The organism is Micrococcus sp. EWR3.9.1 (assembly GCF_052615555.1).
This window is the reverse complement of the sequence record NZ_JBQXFD010000015.1, coordinates 1-16192: the sequence shown is the minus strand read 5'-3', so window position 1 is coordinate 16192 and position 16192 is coordinate 1. Positions and strand designations below refer to the sequence as shown.

The following is a 16192-nucleotide window of genomic DNA, read 5'->3' as shown; positions in this document are numbered from 1 at the left end:
GGGGGCGGGCCGGTCAGCGGCCGGAGGTGAGGGCGTCGGCGTAGTCGGCGCGCAGCTTGCGCTTGTTGACCTTCCCGACGCCGGTCCGATCGATCTCCGTCACGAAGCGGACCTCGTCGGGCAGCTGCCAGGTGGCGAAGCGCTCGGCGAGTGCGGCGAGGACGGCGTCCTGGTCGACGTCGGAGTCCTCGTCCCGCACCACGAGGGCCAGGGGGCGCTCCTCCCACTGGGGGTGGGGGACACCGATCACGGCGGCGTCGCGGACCCCGGGGACGGTCATGATGTGGTTCTCCAGGTCGATCGAGGAGATCCACTCGCCACCGGACTTGACCACGTCCTTCAGGCGGTCGGTGACCTTGAGGTAGCCCTCCGGGGAGAGGTAGCCCAGGTCCCCGGAGCGCCAGTAGCCCTCGTCGTCGAAGCCGGCCTCGGTGGCCTCGGCGTTGTCTGCGTAGGAGGTGGTCACCCAGGGCCCGCGCAGGCGGATCTCGCCCACGTTCTCCTCGCCGGGCGGCAGCAGCTCGCCCAGGGGGTCGGTGATCTTCACGTCCACCCCGACGACGACGAGGCCCTGGAACCGCTTGAGGTTCCACCGCTCATCCTCGGAGAGGGTGTCCATGAGGCTCGGCTTCATGCGGTTGAGGGAGACGATGGGCGAGGTCTCCGTGGCGCCGTAGGCGTGGATGACCTCCGCGCCGGTGAGCTCGTCGAAGCCGCGCATCATGGCCACGGGGGGCTCCGTCGCGCCGCACAGCAGGCGCACGCCGTCCATCCGTGGGGGCGTCTCGAGGGTGCGGAGGTGGTGGAGCATCGGCATGAGGATCGCGGGGGCTGCCGGGGCCACGGTGACGCCGTGGTCCACGAGGGTGGAGGTCAGCCACGGGGTGTCCGTGAGGTTGAACCGGCCCGGCAGCACCAGGCGCGCGCCCACGGCGACGGCGGCGAACGGCAGGCCCCAGCACTGCGCGTGGAACATGGGGGTCAGCAGCAGGGCGGTGTCCGCCATGGTCATGCCCAGGGTGGACACCACGGCGTGCGCGTGCAGCCAGGTGGCACGGTGCGAGTAGAAGACGCCCTTGGGGCGGCCGGTGGTGCCCGTGGTGTAGCAGGCGCCGGAGGCGGAGCGCTCGCTCACGTTCGGCAGGCCCCCTGTCTCGAGCGGCTCGTGCCCGTCGAGGAGGGCCTCGTAGGAGAGGACGTCGTCGCGACCGGCCCAGTCGGCGGGGAGCTCACCGTCGCCGGCCACGATCCAGCGGACGCCGTCGGGCAGGTGCGGTTCGAGCGCGGCGGCGAGCTCCAGGAGGGTCTCGTCCACGACGATCGTCCCCACCTGCGCGTGGGTGATCACGTAGGCCAGGTCCGTGGGCGCCAGGCGCAGGTTGAGCTGCACCATGGTCGCGCCCAGCAGCGGGACGGAGAAGTAGGACTCGAGGTGGCGGACGTCGTTCCACAGCAGCAGGCCGACCCGGTCCCCCGGCCCGACGCCCTCGGCGCGCAGGGCCGCGGCGATGCGGCGCACCCGCTCCCACACGGCCGCGTAGGTGGTGGTCTGCCACCGGGAGCCGCCGCCGCGGGTGTGGATGATCTGCTGATCCCCGAAGGTCCGGGCGGCGTCCCGCAGGAGGCGAGTGGTGGTGAGCTGCTCGTCGTCGCCCATGGTGGACGGGGTGCCGAGGACGGTGTCGGTGGTCTGCATGGGTCCCCCTGGGAGGTGTGGTGGTCGCGGAGGCGGGCGGCAGTCGTCTGTGACATGCCTCACTGAGCTGATGTTGCACACTCAAGCACGATGTTGCACTAGCGTGCAAGAAGGGTGCGGGGGGCGTTTCGATCCCTGCCGTAGGGTTCAGCGAGCCCCCGCATCCTCATCTCCCGACCACGGGCCATCCCATCCGCCGACCCAGCCCCGAGGACCCGATGAACACCCCCCTGCCCTTCGATCAGGACGATCTCTCCTCCCCCGCGCGCCTGCGCCTGGCGGCCCTCGAGCTGTATGCCGAGCGGGGGGTCGAGATGGCCAGCGTCCGCGAGATAGCGCAACGGGCCGGCGTCGCCCCCGGGCTGGTGCGGCACCACTTCGGCAGCAAGGCGGGGCTGACCCGCGCCGTCGACGACGACGTGCTGCGCCTGATCGCCGCGACCCTCGACGAGGTCCCGCTCGTGGGCACCCCACAGGAGGTGTCCGCGGCCCGCGACGCGGCGTTCGCGGACCTGCTGGCCGACCACCCGGTGGTGGGGGCCTACGTGCGCCGCTCGCTGCTGGAGGCCGGCGGGGAGACCGAGTCCCTGCTGGAGCGCCTCGTGGACCTGACCACGGAACAGACCGAGCGCCTGCGCCGGTCCGGCTTCGCCCCGCGGCGCAGCATGCCGACGTCCGTGTTCGGCACCGTCATCCGGCAGATGGGGCACCTGATGGTCGACCCGTCGGCGGACCGCATCTGGCGCCGGATCGCCGAGACCCAGGAGGGCGCCGCCGAACAGGCGAGCCCGCGGGTGCGGCTCGTGGTGGATCCGCCGCGGTGAGCAGGATCGCCGCCCACCGCGGCGGCGTCCGCGTACGCCTGCGCCGCCCAGTCCTCGCTGACCCCGACGAGCTCCTCCGGGTCCTCCTGGGTGGCCACGACGCCGGCCCGCCCCTTCCGGGAACGCCTGCGGTCGGTATGAGCGCACTTTTCAGGCTCGGAGCGACCGCACGCGTTCCAGGTCCGCCAGCTCACCCGCCCCCGCACGCGCCGTTTCCCGAACGACAACGCGGGTGGGGCGTAGCCTGGCCGCCATGACCACCGTGTTCTACGACGACCAGGGCCGCCCCGAGCCGCCCTTCGCCGCGGGCGAGGCCGCCACCCTGCTGGGCTTCCTCGACTTCCTGCGCGCCACGATCGAGTGGAAGACGGCGGACCTGGACACGGCCGCGCTGCACCGCCGCCTGCCGGGGCACCCGTCCGCGATGACGCTCGGCGGCCTGCTCAAGCACCTCGCGTTCGTCGAGTTCTGGTGGTTCGAGGCCGTCGCCCTCGGCGAGCCCACCTCGACGCCCTGGGTGGGCGCGGACTTCGACGCGGACCCCGACTGGGACTGGCACAGCGCGGCGCAGGACTCCGCGGCGGACCTGCGCGCCCTCTGGCAGGGCCAGGTGGAGCGGTCCCGGCAGATCGTGGTGGACCTGCTCGCGGCGGACGGCGACGACGGCGCCGCGGCCCTGGCCCGCGCCCACCGGATCCGGGAGGGGCGGGACCCGGTCTCGCTGCGGTGGATCCTCACCCACATGATCGAGGAGTACGGCCGCCACGCCGGCCACGCCGACCTGCTGCGCGAGGGGATCGACGGCCAGGCCGGCGAGTGAGCCCGCCCCACCCGCGGTCCCGCCTGCGGTCGCACCCGGGTTCATCCCCTCGTCGGATGCCCGGCCCCGCGCCGGCTGGGTAGATTCTGTGCCATGGCCTCCCCCTCCCCTGCGTCCGCGCACCCGTCCGCCCCCGAGAGCGGGACGGGCCTGGGGTTCACCGGGGTGGAGGGGATCACCGGGCTCACCGCCTCCGAGGTCGCCGAGCGGGAGGCCGCGGGCCTGGTCAACGTCCAGTCGCGGGACACGTCCCGCTCGCTGGGGCAGATCCTGCGCGTGCACGTGTTCACGCTGTTCAACCTGGCGATCGCGCTGTGCGCCGTCGTCGTGATCCTGATGGGCCGCTGGCTGGACCTGCTGTTCTCGCTGGCGGCCGTGGCCAACGTGGTGATCGGCGTGGTCCAGGAGTACTCGGCCAAGCGGAAGCTGGACCGGATCGCGCTGCTGCACCAGGACGACGTCCTCGTCATCCGGGACGGGGCGCGCGTGCCCCTGCCGATGGCGCAGATCGTGCGGGACGACGTCGTGGTGCTGCGCCGCGGCGACCAGGTGCCCGTGGACGGCGAGGTCCTCGTCTCGGACGGCCTGGACATGGACGAGGCGCTGCTCACCGGCGAGAACGACCCCGTGCCCAAGACCCCCGGGGACGCCGTGCTCTCGGGCTCGGCCGTCGTGGCCGGCGCGGGCCTGGTGCGCGCGACGGCGGTGGGCTCGGCCTCGCACGCGGCCCGGCTGAGCGCCGAGGCCCGCCGCTACTCCGCCATCCACTCGGAGCTGCGCGGCGCCCTGGAGAAGGTGGCCCGCTGGCTGACGATCGCCCTGGTGCCGATCATCGCGGTCATCGTGCACGGCCAGATGACGGCGGTCGGCGGCTGGTCCCTCGCCCTCTCCCAGCCGCGCGAGGCCGCCCTGGAGCCCGCGCTGATCGCGTCCGTGGCGGCGGTGACCAGCATGATCCCGCAGGGCCTGGCGCTCATGACGACCATCGCGTTCGCCGTCTCCGCGCTCAAGCTGGCCCAGCAGGAGGTCCTCATCCAGGAGCAGCCCGCCGTGGAGGTCCTGGCCCGCGTGGACACCGTCTGCCTGGACAAGACCGGCACCCTCACCGAGGGCGGCGTCCGGTTCGACCGGCTCACCCCGCCCGCCTCGGCGGACGCGTCCCCGGACGCCCACGACGACGGCGCCCCGGCCGAGGTCGGCGACGGGGCTCGGGCCGTGCTCGCCTGGTTCGGCGCGGACCCGGACGTGAACCCCACCGCGGCGGCCCTGCGCGAGCCCTTCACGGCCGTCCCGGCCGTGGACCCCGCGGCCCAGGTGGCGTTCTCCTCCGCGCGCCGGTGGTCGGCGGTCGCGTTCGGCCCGGAGGCCGGGGCCGCGGCCGGCACGTGGCTGCTCGGCGCGCCCGAGGCCCTCGTGGACGAGCGGCTCCTGGGCCCCGACGCCGCCGAGGCCGTCCGCGCCCAGGTCCACGCCGACGCGGACGCCGGCCGCCGCGTGCTGCTGCTGGCCCGCACGGACGAGCCCCTGATCGGGGATGCGTTGCCCGCCGGAGGCGTCCCGGTCGCCGTCGTGACGTTCCGCGAGAACGTGCGCCCGGACGCCGCCGAGACCCTCGACTACTTCCACGCGCAGGGCGTGCGGACCGTGGTGATCTCCGGGGACAGCCCGCGCACCGTGGCCGCCGTGGCCCGCGAGGTGGGCCTCGAGGTGGCGGGCCAGGCCTACGACGGGCGCACCCTGCCGGACGAGCCCGGGGAGCTCGCCGCCGTGATGGCCGAGCACGACGTGTTCGGCCGCGTCAGCCCGGACCAGAAGAAGGCGATGGTGCAGGCGCTGCAGTCGCGCGGGCACGTGGTGGCCATGACCGGCGACGGCGTGAACGACGCCCTGGCCCTGAAGACCGCGGACCTGGGCATCGCCATGGGCAACGCGGCCCCGGCCACCAAGGCGGTGTCCCGGATGGTGCTCCTGGACGGGCGCTTCGACCGCCTGCCACGCGTGCTCGGCGAGGGCCGCCAGGTGATCGCCAACATGGAGCGGCTCGCCCACATCTACCTGACGAAGACGACGTACGCGCTGCTGTTCGGCGTGGTGTTCTCCCTGTTCGCGTGGCAGTTCCCGCTGCTGCCACGGCAGGCCTCCACCGTGGACTTCATCATGATCGGCGCACCCACGTTCTTCCTCGCCCTGCTGCCGAACCCGCGCCGCTACGTGCCCGGCTTCCTGGGGCGGGCGCTGCGGTTCGCGATCCCCTCCGGCGCGGTGATCCTGCTGTCCATGGTGACGTTGCAGACGTACGTGCGCCTCACCGCCGGCGACGTCGACCTGCCCCGCCAGCAGGCCGCCTTCATGATCACCCTGACCCTGCTGGGCCTGTGGGTGCTCAGCGTGATGTCCCGGCCGCTGAGCGCGCGCGTGGTGGTCCTCATCCTGGCGATGTACGCGGTGCTGGCCGCCGTCGTGCTGGTGCCGGCCTCCCGCTGGTACCACCAGATGGAGGTCCCGCCCACGGACGTGCTCGTGGCCGCGCTGGTGATCGCGGCGCTCGGGTGCGGACTGATCGAAATCATCCACCAGGTGCACCGCCGCCACGTGGCGCGGGTGCTGGCCGCCGCGGGGGCCTGAGACCCCTCAGCGGCGGGCCCGGCGCACCGCCGCCCGGTAGCCGCACCACTCCGACACCAGCACGACGACGGCGACCAACAGGTACGCGACGTCCCACGCGCTGAGCCGCTCCCCGGCCACCACGCCCGGGAGACGGGTGGCCAGGATGAGCAGCACGAGCGCGGTGACCGCCCAGGCCCGCCGGCGGGGCGGCGGGCCCAGGCGTCGTCGTCGAGGGCGGCGGGGGGCTCTTCCACGGGACGGCGGGCCGCCGGGAGCAGCCGGTGCGCGAGCCAGGCGAGGCCCGCGCAGACCGGGGCGACGGCGAGCAGCCAGAACGTGCTCCCGGTGAACAGGTGCGTCTGCGCGTTCACCTCGACGAGCCACCATGCGAGCACCAGCCCGAGGGCCAGGAGGGCGGCGACGGCCACCAGCGTGGCGGCCAGCCGCGGGACGCGGGCGAGGAGCCGCTCCCAGAGGACCATCACCGCCGCCCCGGGCACACTCATGAGCACCGGGGACAGCAGCAGCCCCCACGTGTAGTCGGTGGTGAGTCCGTCCCGGAGCAGCCAGACCAGGCAGAACAGGACGGCGATGCCGGCGGCGACCGTGAAGCCGAGCACCGGCACATCGCGCCAGGTGGCGTCGGGTGTGACGGGGTCGGAGTGGGGGCGGATGGTCATCGGCCGGGTCCTTCCTGTGTGCTCCGTTGCGGATCCCTTCCGGCGACCCTACGGCCTGCTCGAGCACGTCTCCGCATCGGGCGCCCTCCCTCGTGCCGGCGTCGGCGTCGCTCTACCGTGGGGCCATGGACTCCACGCTCTTCACCCGTTCGGCCGACCGCGCCGCCCACGACGACGTCAACTTCCGCACCCGCAAGTGGGTCAAGCCGGAGGACCTCAACGCGAACAACACCCTCTTCGGCGGCTCGCTGCTGCGCTGGGTCGACGAGGAGGCGGCCATCTACGCGACCCTGCAGCTGGGCAACCCGCGGTGCGTGACGAAGCTGATCTCGGAGATCAACTTCCTGGCCTCGGCGAAGCAGGGCGACATGATCGAGATGGGCCTGCGCGCCACCGAGTTCGGGCGCACGTCCCTGACCATGCGGGCGAAGGTGCGGAACATCGTGACCGGCGAGATGATCCTGACCATCGACAAGATCGTGTTCGTGTCCCTGGGTGAGGACGGCAAGCCCGTGCCCCACGGCTTCACCGAGATCACCTACGACCGCGACCGTCTGCCCCTGGACAACCCCCTCTGAACCGGCCGCCACCCCACGCGGTCCGGGGGCGGAACTCGGGGATCCCCGCCCGGAATACCACCGAGTTCCGCCCCCAACGCGGAAGGGCGGGCGGTTCTAGTCGATGCCGCGGGCGGCCAGGGCGTCCCCGACGTCGTCGGCGTGCTTGAAGCTGAGCACCAGCAGCGGCAGCGCCCAGGCCCACGGCGCCATCCGCACCCCGCGGGCGGCCTGCGCATGCCGGATCTGCTCGGCCAGCGCGCGCAGGTGGCCGATCGAGGAGAGCACCAGGCCCATCGCCAGGCCCACGCGGTCGGCGCGGAACCCCGCCCGCGCCAGGCGTGGCCCCGCCCACGGGATCCGCTCGACCGGCCGCAGCACCGCCTCGGCCACCCCGGTCATGTCCGCGATCCGGGTGGTGCGCGTCAACACCTGCGCGGTGAGCACGAGCCCGAGCACGCGCGCCACCATGAGTCCGGCGGCGAACGCGTCGGTGAAGATCCACTGCGCCGCGAACAGGACCACGTAGAACAGCCACAGAGCGCGCAGGTCGGAGGCGATCATCGCCGCCCCGCGCCGCAGCCCGAAGCCCACGAGATACGCGGTCACGGCGCCCACGACGGCGGCGCCCGCCGTCCACAGGGACAGCGGCAGCAGGGTCAGGGCCAGCACCCACACCGCGAACAGGCCCGTCTTGAGGCCGGCGCGGGCGTGGTGCAGGGGTGAGTCGCCGTGGATGTACAAGGAGAGCATCAGCGCAGCTCCGCCGCCACGGCGTGGTCCAGGAAGCGCTCGTACGCCTCGACCACGTCCTCGGCCGGGCCGGTCCGCTCCACACGGCCGCCGTGGATCCACACCGCCTCGTCGCACGCACGGGCCAGCTCGAGGTCATGGGTCACCAGCAGCAGCTGGAACCCGTCCGGGGCCGAGGGGTCGGCGGCCAGCAGCCGGTCGGCCACGATCCGCCGGTGCCGGCCGTCCAGCAGGGAGGTCGGCTCGTCGGCGATCACGAGGGACGGCCCGGCGGTCATCACCGAGCACATGGCCAGCCGCTGCGCCTGCCCCGAGGACAGGGACAGGCACGCCCGGTCCGCGAGCGCGGTGAGCCGGTGCTCCTGGAGCGCCGCGGCCACGCGCGCGGCGACGTCGTCCTTGGCCAGGCGGCGGCCGGCGTCGTCCCGGAGCGACTTCACGGTCAGCTCCACGTCCTCCCGGACGGTGGGCATGACCATCTGCGCGGCCGGGTTCGCGAACACGAAGCCGACGGTGCGGCGCAGCGCCTTCATGTCCCGGACGGCGTCCACCCCGTGCACGGTCACCTCCCCGGCGACGACGTCGGCCAGCCCGGCGATCGCGCGGGCCAGCGTGGACTTGCCGGAGCCGTTCTCCCCGATCACCGCCACACGCGGGGCGGTGAGGGTGAGGTCCACGCCGTCGAGGAGGACGACGACGCCCTCAGGGCCGTCGGCCTCGACGCGGACGCCCGTGAGGGTGAGGGAACGGTCCGGGCTCATCGGAAGGCGCGGGGGTAGGCCTTCCACAGGCCGACGATGAGGATGACGGCCACGACGAGCTTGATCAGGTCACCGGGCACGAACGGGGCCATGGAGAGGACGGCGGCGCCGAACTCCATCCCGGCGATCCCCACGAAGCCGAGCACGCCGAAGAAGTAGACCATCACGACGCCGCCGATCAGCCCGGCGACGGCCGCGCCGAGCGCGACCCGTCCGGCGCCGAGGCCGGGGCGGGCCCGGGAGGTGAGGGCCCAGAAGATCAGGCCGACGATCAGGGCGGACGGGATCCAGCCGAGGATGAAGCCGGCCGTCGGGCCGGCGAACACGCCCAGGCCGCCGCGGCCGCCACTGAGCAGCGGCAGGCCGAGCGCCACGAGGCCGGCGAACAGCGCCATCGAGGCGGCCCCACGCCACGGGCCGAGGATCACACCGGCCAGGATCACGGCGATGTTCTGCAGCACGATCGGGGCGGGCACACCGGCGACGGCAATCGGCGGCACCAGACCGAGGACGGCCATCAACGCGGTCATGACGGCGATGCGCGCGAGGCTGCCGCCGGCGGAACCGCGACGGGGGCGGCCGGCGTCGGCGGGGCGGTCCGCCGTCGTGGTGGCCGCGGGGCGGACGTGGCCGTCGTGGGACGAGGGCACGGAAGTGCTCATGGAGGGACTCCTGGTGCGGAAGCGAGTGCGAGGGGGCGCTCAGCCGAGGCGCTGGGCGCATGGCGAGTGCCCGACGAGTTGAACAGTGTTCAGGAGTCTACTGCAGGGGCGGAGGTGTGGGCGGCCGGGGTGCGCTTCCGGGCGATGGTGCTGTCGAGATGCAGCGAAGATTTCACAAACGCGCAAATATGTTTCATGCGACCATGAGTCACTTAGGTATTGACATTTGAACCTTGATCGACTAGGGGTCATAGTTCTCCAGTCAGCCCGTGTGCGACGCTGACACCATGAACCAGCCCTCCATGGCCACCCTGTCTTCGGGAAAAATCACCCTGCGCGACGCCCGCCGCGGGACCACACGGGATGTGGAACTGGAGCCCTTCGAGATGGCAGTGCACCCCCTCCATGACCGGAGCACCGGACGCCCGCTCACGCCTCTGACATGGTTCGAGACCATCAACCTCTGCAACGAGCTATCCAATGCCGAAGAGCTGCAGCCGGCCTACACGCGTGCTGGGGACGGACGCTCCGTTACCTGGAACACGAGCGCTGACGGGTACCGATTGCCCACCGAGGCCGAGTGGGAGTACGCCTGCCGCGCCGGAACGACCTCGCCCGCCTACGGGCCGCTTGAAGACATCGCCTGGACCGGCCTCGACCACCTCGAGGGCCCCCAGCCCGTCGTCCGTTCAGAGAACCCTTGACCTTCCCCCGTAGGGGAAGGTGCAGACTGAAGATCAACCACTGGAAAACCAGCCATCAGCTTCTGCCGTCACGCAATGAACCGGTGCCCGATGGCAGTGTAGGGAGATTCGCATGAACGAGGCAGTACCGCATTTCGATCTGGCGATCATCGGTTCCGGTGGTGGCGCGTTCGCTGCCGCGATCAGGGCAACGAACCTCGACAAACGGGTCGTCATGATCGAACGCGGGACCGTGGGCGGGACCTGCGTGAACACCGGATGCATCCCCTCCAAGGCTCTGCTCGCCGCAGCCGAGGCACGCCACACCGCCCAGGACGCCGGCAGGTTCCCCGGCCTCACCGCCACCGCGGGACCCGTGGACATGGAAGCACTCATCGCGGGAAAGCGCGCCTTGGTGGAGAACGTGCGCTCCGATAAGTACGTGGACCTCGTCGCGGACTACGGGTGGGAGCTGCGCCACGGCAATGCTGTATTCACCGGCACCGCCGCGGACCCTGCGCTGGAGGTCACCGCGCAGGACGGGACCAGGGAGACGATCACGGCCGCCCACTATCTGGTCGCGACCGGCTCCACCCCGTGGGCCGCACCGATCAATGGTCTGGACACGGTCGATTACCTGACATCGACCACGGCCATGGAACTCGACGAGGTACCCGAGTCCTTGCTGGTCATCGGCGGCGGGTACGTCGCCCTGGAACAGGCCCAACTCTTCGCCCGCCTCGGCTCGAAGGTCACCATGCTGGTGCGCTCTCGCCTGGCATCGGGTGAGGAACCCGAAGCATCCAGGGCATTGATGAGCGTCTTCGCCAACGAGGGCATCCGGGTCATCCGCCGCTCCACCGTCTCCTCCATCACCCAGGACACGGACGGCGGCATTGCCGCCCAGGCCGACATCGCCGGCGGGCGCGAAACCCTCCGGGCCTCCAAGGTCCTCATCGCCACGGGTCGGCGCCCGGTCACCGACGGGCTAAACCTGGCCGGGGTGAGCGTGAAGACCGGGGACAAGGGGGAAGTCGTCGTCGAGGACACCCTGGTGAGCTCTAACCCACGCGTTTGGGCTGCGGGGGACGTGACCGGGCACCCCGAATACGTGTACGTCGCCGCATCCCACGGCACCCTGATGGTCGACAACGCCTTCAGCGACGCCGGCCGCGCCGTGGACTACAGCCACCTGCCCCGCGTCACGTTCACCAGCCCTAACCTCGCGGTTGTCGGCATGACCGACAAGCAGGCAAGAGACGCCGGGATCAGGTGCGAATGCCGGGTTGTACCGCTGGAATACATACCCCGCGCCGTGGTGAACCGGGACACCCGCGGATTCATCAAGATGGTCGCAGACGCCGACACCGGCAGGATCGTCGGTATCACCGCCGTCGCGAAGGAAGCCGGCGACCTCGCTGCAACAGGCGTGTACATCCTGCAGGCCGGGATGACCGTCGATCAGGTCGCGAACCTCTGGAGCCCGTACCTGACCATGGCCGAGGGCATCAAGATCGTTGCCCAGTCCTTCAAGACGGATGTCTCCAAACTTTCCTGCTGCGCCGCCTGAACACCTGAACCACCGATCGCCGAACACTGACACACCATGCCTTGAAAGGAACGACCGCGATGAACAACATCAGCGAGGTCACTGACCGGCTTGCGTCCAACGAGACGGGGATGGAGCCCTGGCTGTGGATGCCCCTACTGAAACTCCTCGCCCTGGGCGACCCGGTCGACGTGAGCGACCTCGCCGCGGCGACCGGCCGTGCCGGGGAGGAAGTCCGCACTGCCCTCAAGGCGATGGGCGACACGGAGTACGACGGGTCCGGGCGGATCATCGGGCAGGGCCTGACGCAGCGCCCCACGCAGCACCGGTTCGAGGTAAACGGTGAGCAACTCTACACCTGGTGCGCGCTGGACACCCTGATCTTCCCGACCCTGCTGGGCGCATCCGCGCGTATCGAATCCTCACATCAGGCCACAGGCACCCCGGTACGGGTGGCTGTCACAGCGATGGGTGTCACCAGCGTGGAGCCGGCCACCGCCGTGGTGTCCCTGGTGAACCCGGAGGACATCAGCTCCGTCCGCTCATCGTTCTGCAACCAGGTCCACTTCTTCGCCTCACCCGACGACGCAGCGCCCTGGCTCGAAACCCACCCCGGCGGCACCATCATGCCTGTCAAAGAGGCCTACGAACTCGGATCCTCCATGGCTGAGAAGATGCTCACCCACACACCAGGACCCGCCACCGACCAGGTAAGCAACGGCGTCCAAAGCTGCGCCTGCTGAACCAACCGACCACCCACCACTACCCGCCGGACCACCACTGGCAACTGGAGGGCTTGCACGGGTTCAGTACCGGTGCAGGAGGCGGGCCGGGGCCGGTGCGAGATGTTGACGAAGGACCGGAAAGAGCCGGGAAAGATCCGCTGAATCTGAAGGAGAAATTCTCATGAGTGAACATTTCGATGTTGCCGTCCTCGGTCTGGGCCCAGGCGGGGAGGTCGCGGCCGACCGGCTTCTGAAAGCCGGGAAGAACGTCGTGGTCTTCGAGCGGGAACTAATCGGCGGGGAATGCGCCTACTGGGCGTGTATCCCTTCCAAGACCGTCCTGCGGCCGCCGGAAGCGCGCACGGAAGTTCAACGGGCCGCCGGTGTCTCCGGCGCCGAACTGGACTGGGCTGCCACTGCAAAGTACCGGGACTACATGATCCGGAACCTCGATGACCAGGCACAGGTCGACGGGTACATCAAAGAGGGCGCCGTGGTGATCAAGGACGAAGCTCGGATTACCGGACCGGGCCGGATCCAGGCTGGAGACCGCGAGATCACAGCCGAGCACATCATTATCGCCACCGGCTCCGACGCCGTGATCCCACCGTTGGACGGCATCGACCAGATCACGGCCTGGACGAACCGTGAAACCTACACCACCAGCACGCTCCCCGAGCGGGCGGTCATCATCGGCGGCAGCGCCGTCGGCGTGGAAACCGCGACGTTCCTGGCCCGCTTCGGAGTGGCCATCACCCTGATCCACTGCGGCGAGAGGTTACTGGACCGCGAAGGGCCCCGGGTGGGGGAACTTGCCCACCAGTACCTGCAGGAGGCCGGCATCGACATCCGGCTGGCCACCTCCGCCGTCCAGGCGCGGCGCGAGGGAGCCGACAGCATCATCGAGCTTCAGACACGCGACGGCGATCCAGCCGGTGAGGTGGCAGCAGACGTCGTGATCTTCGGTACCGGCCGCACACCACGCACCGAAGGACTCGGCTTCGAACACGCTGGCGTAACCCTCGGCGACCACGGAGAAATCCAGATCGACGACCACTGCCGCGCCGGCGAAAACACGTGGGCCATCGGCGACGTCACCGGCATCATGCCTTTCACCCACGTCGCGAAGTACCAAGGCCGGATCGCCGCCGACGCCATCCTCGGCCGACCCCACCCGGCCACCTACGACGGCATACCGCGTGTCGTATTCACCGACCCCGAAATCGCCGGCGCCGGACTAACCCAGGAACAGGCAACGAAGCAGGGCATCCGCACCATCGCCACGGAACTGGACCTCGCCGACGCCATCGCCCGACCCTGGACCTACGAGCAGGACCCCCGCGGGCACCTCGGCCTACTCGCCGACGCCGACCGGAAGATCCTCATCGGAGCCTGGGCCGTCGGCCCCATGGCCGGAGAGTGGATCCACCACGCCTCCCTCGCCATCCGCACGCAACTGCCGATCGACACGCTCCTGGACCAGGTCGCCCAATTCCCGACCTACCACGAGGCCTACCAGGTCGCCCTCGAACAACTCGACCTCACCCCCTAACCGGGTCGAGAAACGTACAGGCGGGAGCACGAAGGAATTGGCACACCACAAAGACCCCCATCACCTTCGTGATCTTCCAGCAAAATGGAAGATTACGGAGTCTTTCGAGAACGAGGTGAAGCATGCGTATCGGTGAAGTAGCGGCGGCCTCCGGCGTGACGACCAAGGCCTTGAGGTTTTACGAGGAGCGAGGGCTCCTGCCGCAGGCCGACCGAGCCACCAACGGCTACCGCGACTATCCAGAGGACACGATCGTCAGGCTTGAATTCATCCGGCGCAGCCAAGTTGCCGGCCTCACTCTGGCCGAAATCCTCGACATCCTCCAAATCCGGGATGCTGGCACGGCGCCGTGCGGCCACGTGCGTGATCAGCTTGCCGAGCACCTGACGAACCTGGACAGGCACATCGCCGAACTCACCGCGCTCAGAGAAACCGTTGCCGGCCTTCACGGAACCGCGGCGGCCGGCGACCCCGCTCAGTGCAATGCCGAAGTCATCTGTAGCTACCTTTGATCATCGGCACATCCACAACCAGACGTTTCAACGGAATCACTCAGCGACGACGGACCGCAATCCATAAGCCGCACCGCCGGCAGACGTAAGCCGCGCCATCCGCCAACGCGTGCAACCTGCTCAACGGCAGACGCCGCCCACAGCACGAACAGTGCGCACTGGTGTCGCTGGTTTGGACCATTGTCCATCGTAAGACCGACTCTTCAACCACAGGCCCTCTAGGGCGGGATCTAGGATTTCACGACAAAACGTTTGTTGCGCCAGGGGTGCCTATGAAACCCGCCGTCAGCCGGACGTAGAACCTGTCGTCTGCGGAAAGCTCAGATCCGATCACCCACCTGATTAGCAGGCCTTAAAGCGTTACAAAAACCACGCCATTTAGCGCTGCGATTCACACCGTCTCTGACGTGATGGTCTCGTGGGCGGGCGGGGCGTGTAAAGGGGTATACCTGCCTGGACGTGCCCCGCAGGGCCCCTGGTGGCCTGTCGGCAGGGAAGCTGCGCTCGGCTCATGGACCAGCGTCCCCCCTGGTCAAGCCCCTCGTGATGGTGTAGCGGTCTGATCCTTCATGGGGGTCAGGCGCTGAGGCCGAGGGTGAGTTCGGTGTCGGGGTCCACCTCGTCTCCGGTGTTGGTCACGGTGGTGAGCCTGCAGCGGGCCAGGACTTCGAGACCGAGGTAGCGTCGACCCTCGGCCCATTCATCGGTCTGCTCGGCCAGCACCGCACCCACGAGCCTGACGATGGCCGCCCGGTTGGGGAAGATGCCCACCGCGTCGGTGCGGCGGCGGATCTCCCGGTTGAGCCGCTCGGCCGGGTTGTTCGACCAGACCTGCGTCCAGACGTCCTTCGGGAACGTGGTGAAGGCCAGGATGTCCGCCCGGGCGGCGTCGAGGTGCTCAGCCACGGTGGGCAGCTTCCCGCTCACGTAGTCCAGGAGCCGGTCGAACTGCGCGTGCACGCTGGCCGCATCGGGCTGGTCATAGACCGAGTGCAGCATGGCTTTCACGGCCGGCCACATGTTCTTCGGGGTGATGCCCATCAGGTTCGCCGCGTAATGGGTGCGGCAGCGCTGCCACGTCGCTCCGGGCAGGTTCGCCGCGATGGCGTCCTTGAGTCCGGTGTGGGCGTCAGAAGTGACCAACCGGACCCCGGCCAGGCCGCGGGCGACCAGGTCGGCGAAGAACTCGTTCCACGCCGCCCCGGTCTCCGAGGTGGCGACCCGCAGGCCCAGGACCTCGCGGTGGCCGTCAGCGTTGACCCCGGTGGCCAGCAGCACCACGGCGTTGACCACGCGCCCGCCCTCGCGGACCTTCATGCTCAGCGCATCGGCGGCCACGAACGTGAACGGGCCGGCCACCCCGAGCGGGCGGTGGCGGAAGGCCTCGACCTGCTCGTCGAGCTCGGTGGCCATCCGGGAGACTTGGGACTTGGACAGGGCGTTGACGCCCAGAGTCTTGACCAGCTTGTCCATCCGTTGGGTCGAGACCCCGGCGAGGTAGCAGTCAGCGACCACGGTGATCAGCGCCGACTCCGCTCTCTTCCTGCGTTCAAGTAGCCAGTCCGGGAAGTACGTGCCCGATCTGAGCTTGGGGATGGCCACGTCCAGGGTGCCGACCCGGGTGTCCAGGTCCCGGTGGCGGTACCCGTTCCGCTGAGCAGTGCGCGAGGAGCTGGGCTTGCCCCATTCGGCACCGACCACCGCGTCGGCATCCGCGGACAGCAAGGTGTTGATCATGGTCTGCAGCAGATGGCGCATCATGTCCGGGGACGCTTCAGACAGGGCTTCTCCGAGCAGGCCGGCAGGGTCGA

Annotated in this window: 15 protein-coding genes; 9 read left to right on the top strand and 6 right to left on the bottom strand. The window is 70.1% G+C overall.

Annotated elements, in window-relative coordinates:
* Nucleotides 1-13: 13 nt before the first annotated feature.
* Nucleotides 14-1696 carry a long-chain-fatty-acid--CoA ligase gene (locus tag ACUJ8O_RS09345; protein WP_036336655.1) on the bottom strand — a complete coding sequence of 561 codons (1683 nt, stop codon included), beginning with the start codon at nucleotides 1694-1696 and terminating at the stop codon, nucleotides 14-16.
* A gap of 218 nt (nucleotides 1697-1914) precedes the next feature.
* Between ACUJ8O_RS09345 and ACUJ8O_RS09340 the strand changes: the two genes are divergently transcribed.
* The 3 genes from ACUJ8O_RS09340 (at nucleotide 1915) to ACUJ8O_RS09330 (ending at nucleotide 5965) form a co-directional block, all read left to right on the top strand.
* Complete coding sequence (locus ACUJ8O_RS09340) at nucleotides 1915-2520, top strand: TetR/AcrR family transcriptional regulator (protein WP_044658732.1); 606 nt, start codon at nucleotides 1915-1917, stop codon at nucleotides 2518-2520.
* 253 nt (nucleotides 2521-2773) lie between these two features.
* Nucleotides 2774-3340, top strand: coding sequence for a DinB family protein (locus ACUJ8O_RS09335; protein WP_041104677.1), 567 nt, complete (start codon nucleotides 2774-2776; stop codon nucleotides 3338-3340).
* A 93-nt stretch (nucleotides 3341-3433) separates the two neighbouring features.
* Nucleotides 3434-5965, top strand: a complete 2532-nt coding sequence (locus ACUJ8O_RS09330; protein ID WP_445373331.1) for an HAD-IC family P-type ATPase — start codon at nucleotides 3434-3436, stop codon at nucleotides 5963-5965.
* Between the two features lie 6 nt (nucleotides 5966-5971).
* Here ACUJ8O_RS09330 and ACUJ8O_RS09325 read toward each other — a convergent pair whose 3' ends face one another.
* Nucleotides 5972-6121 (bottom strand): hypothetical protein, encoded by a 150-nt coding sequence (locus ACUJ8O_RS09325; RefSeq protein WP_155395525.1) that lies wholly within the window; start codon nucleotides 6119-6121, stop codon nucleotides 5972-5974.
* Between the two features lie 631 nt (nucleotides 6122-6752).
* On the opposite strand from ACUJ8O_RS09325, the gene ACUJ8O_RS09320 reads away from it, so the two are divergent.
* The gene (locus tag ACUJ8O_RS09320; RefSeq protein WP_049147545.1) at nucleotides 6753-7205 is read left to right on the top strand and encodes an acyl-CoA thioesterase; all 453 of its coding nucleotides are present in this window, start codon (nucleotides 6753-6755) and stop codon (nucleotides 7203-7205) included.
* A 96-nt stretch (nucleotides 7206-7301) separates the two neighbouring features.
* On the opposite strand, the gene ACUJ8O_RS09315 is transcribed toward ACUJ8O_RS09320, so the two are convergent.
* From ACUJ8O_RS09315 to ACUJ8O_RS09305, 3 genes are read right to left on the bottom strand one after another with little or no spacing between them, the layout of a single operon-like run.
* On the bottom strand, nucleotides 7302-7937 hold the full coding sequence (locus ACUJ8O_RS09315; RefSeq protein ID WP_036336646.1) for an energy-coupling factor transporter transmembrane component T family protein: 636 nt from the start codon (nucleotides 7935-7937) through the stop codon (nucleotides 7302-7304).
* Nucleotides 7937-8698, bottom strand: a complete 762-nt coding sequence (locus tag ACUJ8O_RS09310; protein WP_036336644.1) for an energy-coupling factor ABC transporter ATP-binding protein — start codon at nucleotides 8696-8698, stop codon at nucleotides 7937-7939. The genes ACUJ8O_RS09315 and ACUJ8O_RS09310 overlap by 1 nt, the downstream gene beginning before the upstream one ends.
* Nucleotides 8695-9360, bottom strand: coding sequence for a biotin transporter BioY (locus ACUJ8O_RS09305; protein WP_036336642.1), 666 nt, complete (start codon nucleotides 9358-9360; stop codon nucleotides 8695-8697). Before ACUJ8O_RS09305 ends, ACUJ8O_RS09310 begins: the two co-directional genes overlap by 4 nt.
* A gap of 287 nt (nucleotides 9361-9647) precedes the next feature.
* On the opposite strand from ACUJ8O_RS09305, the gene ACUJ8O_RS09300 reads away from it, so the two are divergent.
* The 5 genes from ACUJ8O_RS09300 (at nucleotide 9648) to ACUJ8O_RS09280 (ending at nucleotide 14381) form a co-directional block, all read left to right on the top strand.
* Entirely contained in the window at nucleotides 9648-10064 is a 417-nt protein-coding gene (locus tag ACUJ8O_RS09300; RefSeq protein WP_227448837.1) for an SUMF1/EgtB/PvdO family nonheme iron enzyme, read from the top strand.
* A 112-nt stretch (nucleotides 10065-10176) separates the two neighbouring features.
* Entirely contained in the window at nucleotides 10177-11613 is a 1437-nt protein-coding gene (gene merA / locus ACUJ8O_RS09295; protein ID WP_020624860.1) for a mercury(II) reductase, read from the top strand.
* A 59-nt stretch (nucleotides 11614-11672) separates the two neighbouring features.
* Nucleotides 11673-12335 carry an organomercurial lyase MerB gene (gene merB / locus ACUJ8O_RS09290; protein ID WP_036336638.1) on the top strand — a complete coding sequence of 221 codons (663 nt, stop codon included), beginning with the start codon at nucleotides 11673-11675 and terminating at the stop codon, nucleotides 12333-12335.
* Between the two features lie 163 nt (nucleotides 12336-12498).
* A complete protein-coding gene (locus tag ACUJ8O_RS09285; RefSeq protein WP_036336637.1) occupies nucleotides 12499-13869 on the top strand; it encodes a dihydrolipoyl dehydrogenase family protein in 1371 nt (456 codons plus the stop codon).
* Between the two features lie 122 nt (nucleotides 13870-13991).
* Complete coding sequence (locus ACUJ8O_RS09280) at nucleotides 13992-14381, top strand: heavy metal-responsive transcriptional regulator (RefSeq protein WP_036334145.1); 390 nt, start codon at nucleotides 13992-13994, stop codon at nucleotides 14379-14381.
* A gap of 576 nt (nucleotides 14382-14957) precedes the next feature.
* Here ACUJ8O_RS09280 and ACUJ8O_RS09275 read toward each other — a convergent pair.
* Nucleotides 14958-16192 (bottom strand): IS256 family transposase (locus ACUJ8O_RS09275; protein WP_445373330.1); only part of this gene is annotated, 1235 nt, incomplete at its 5' end.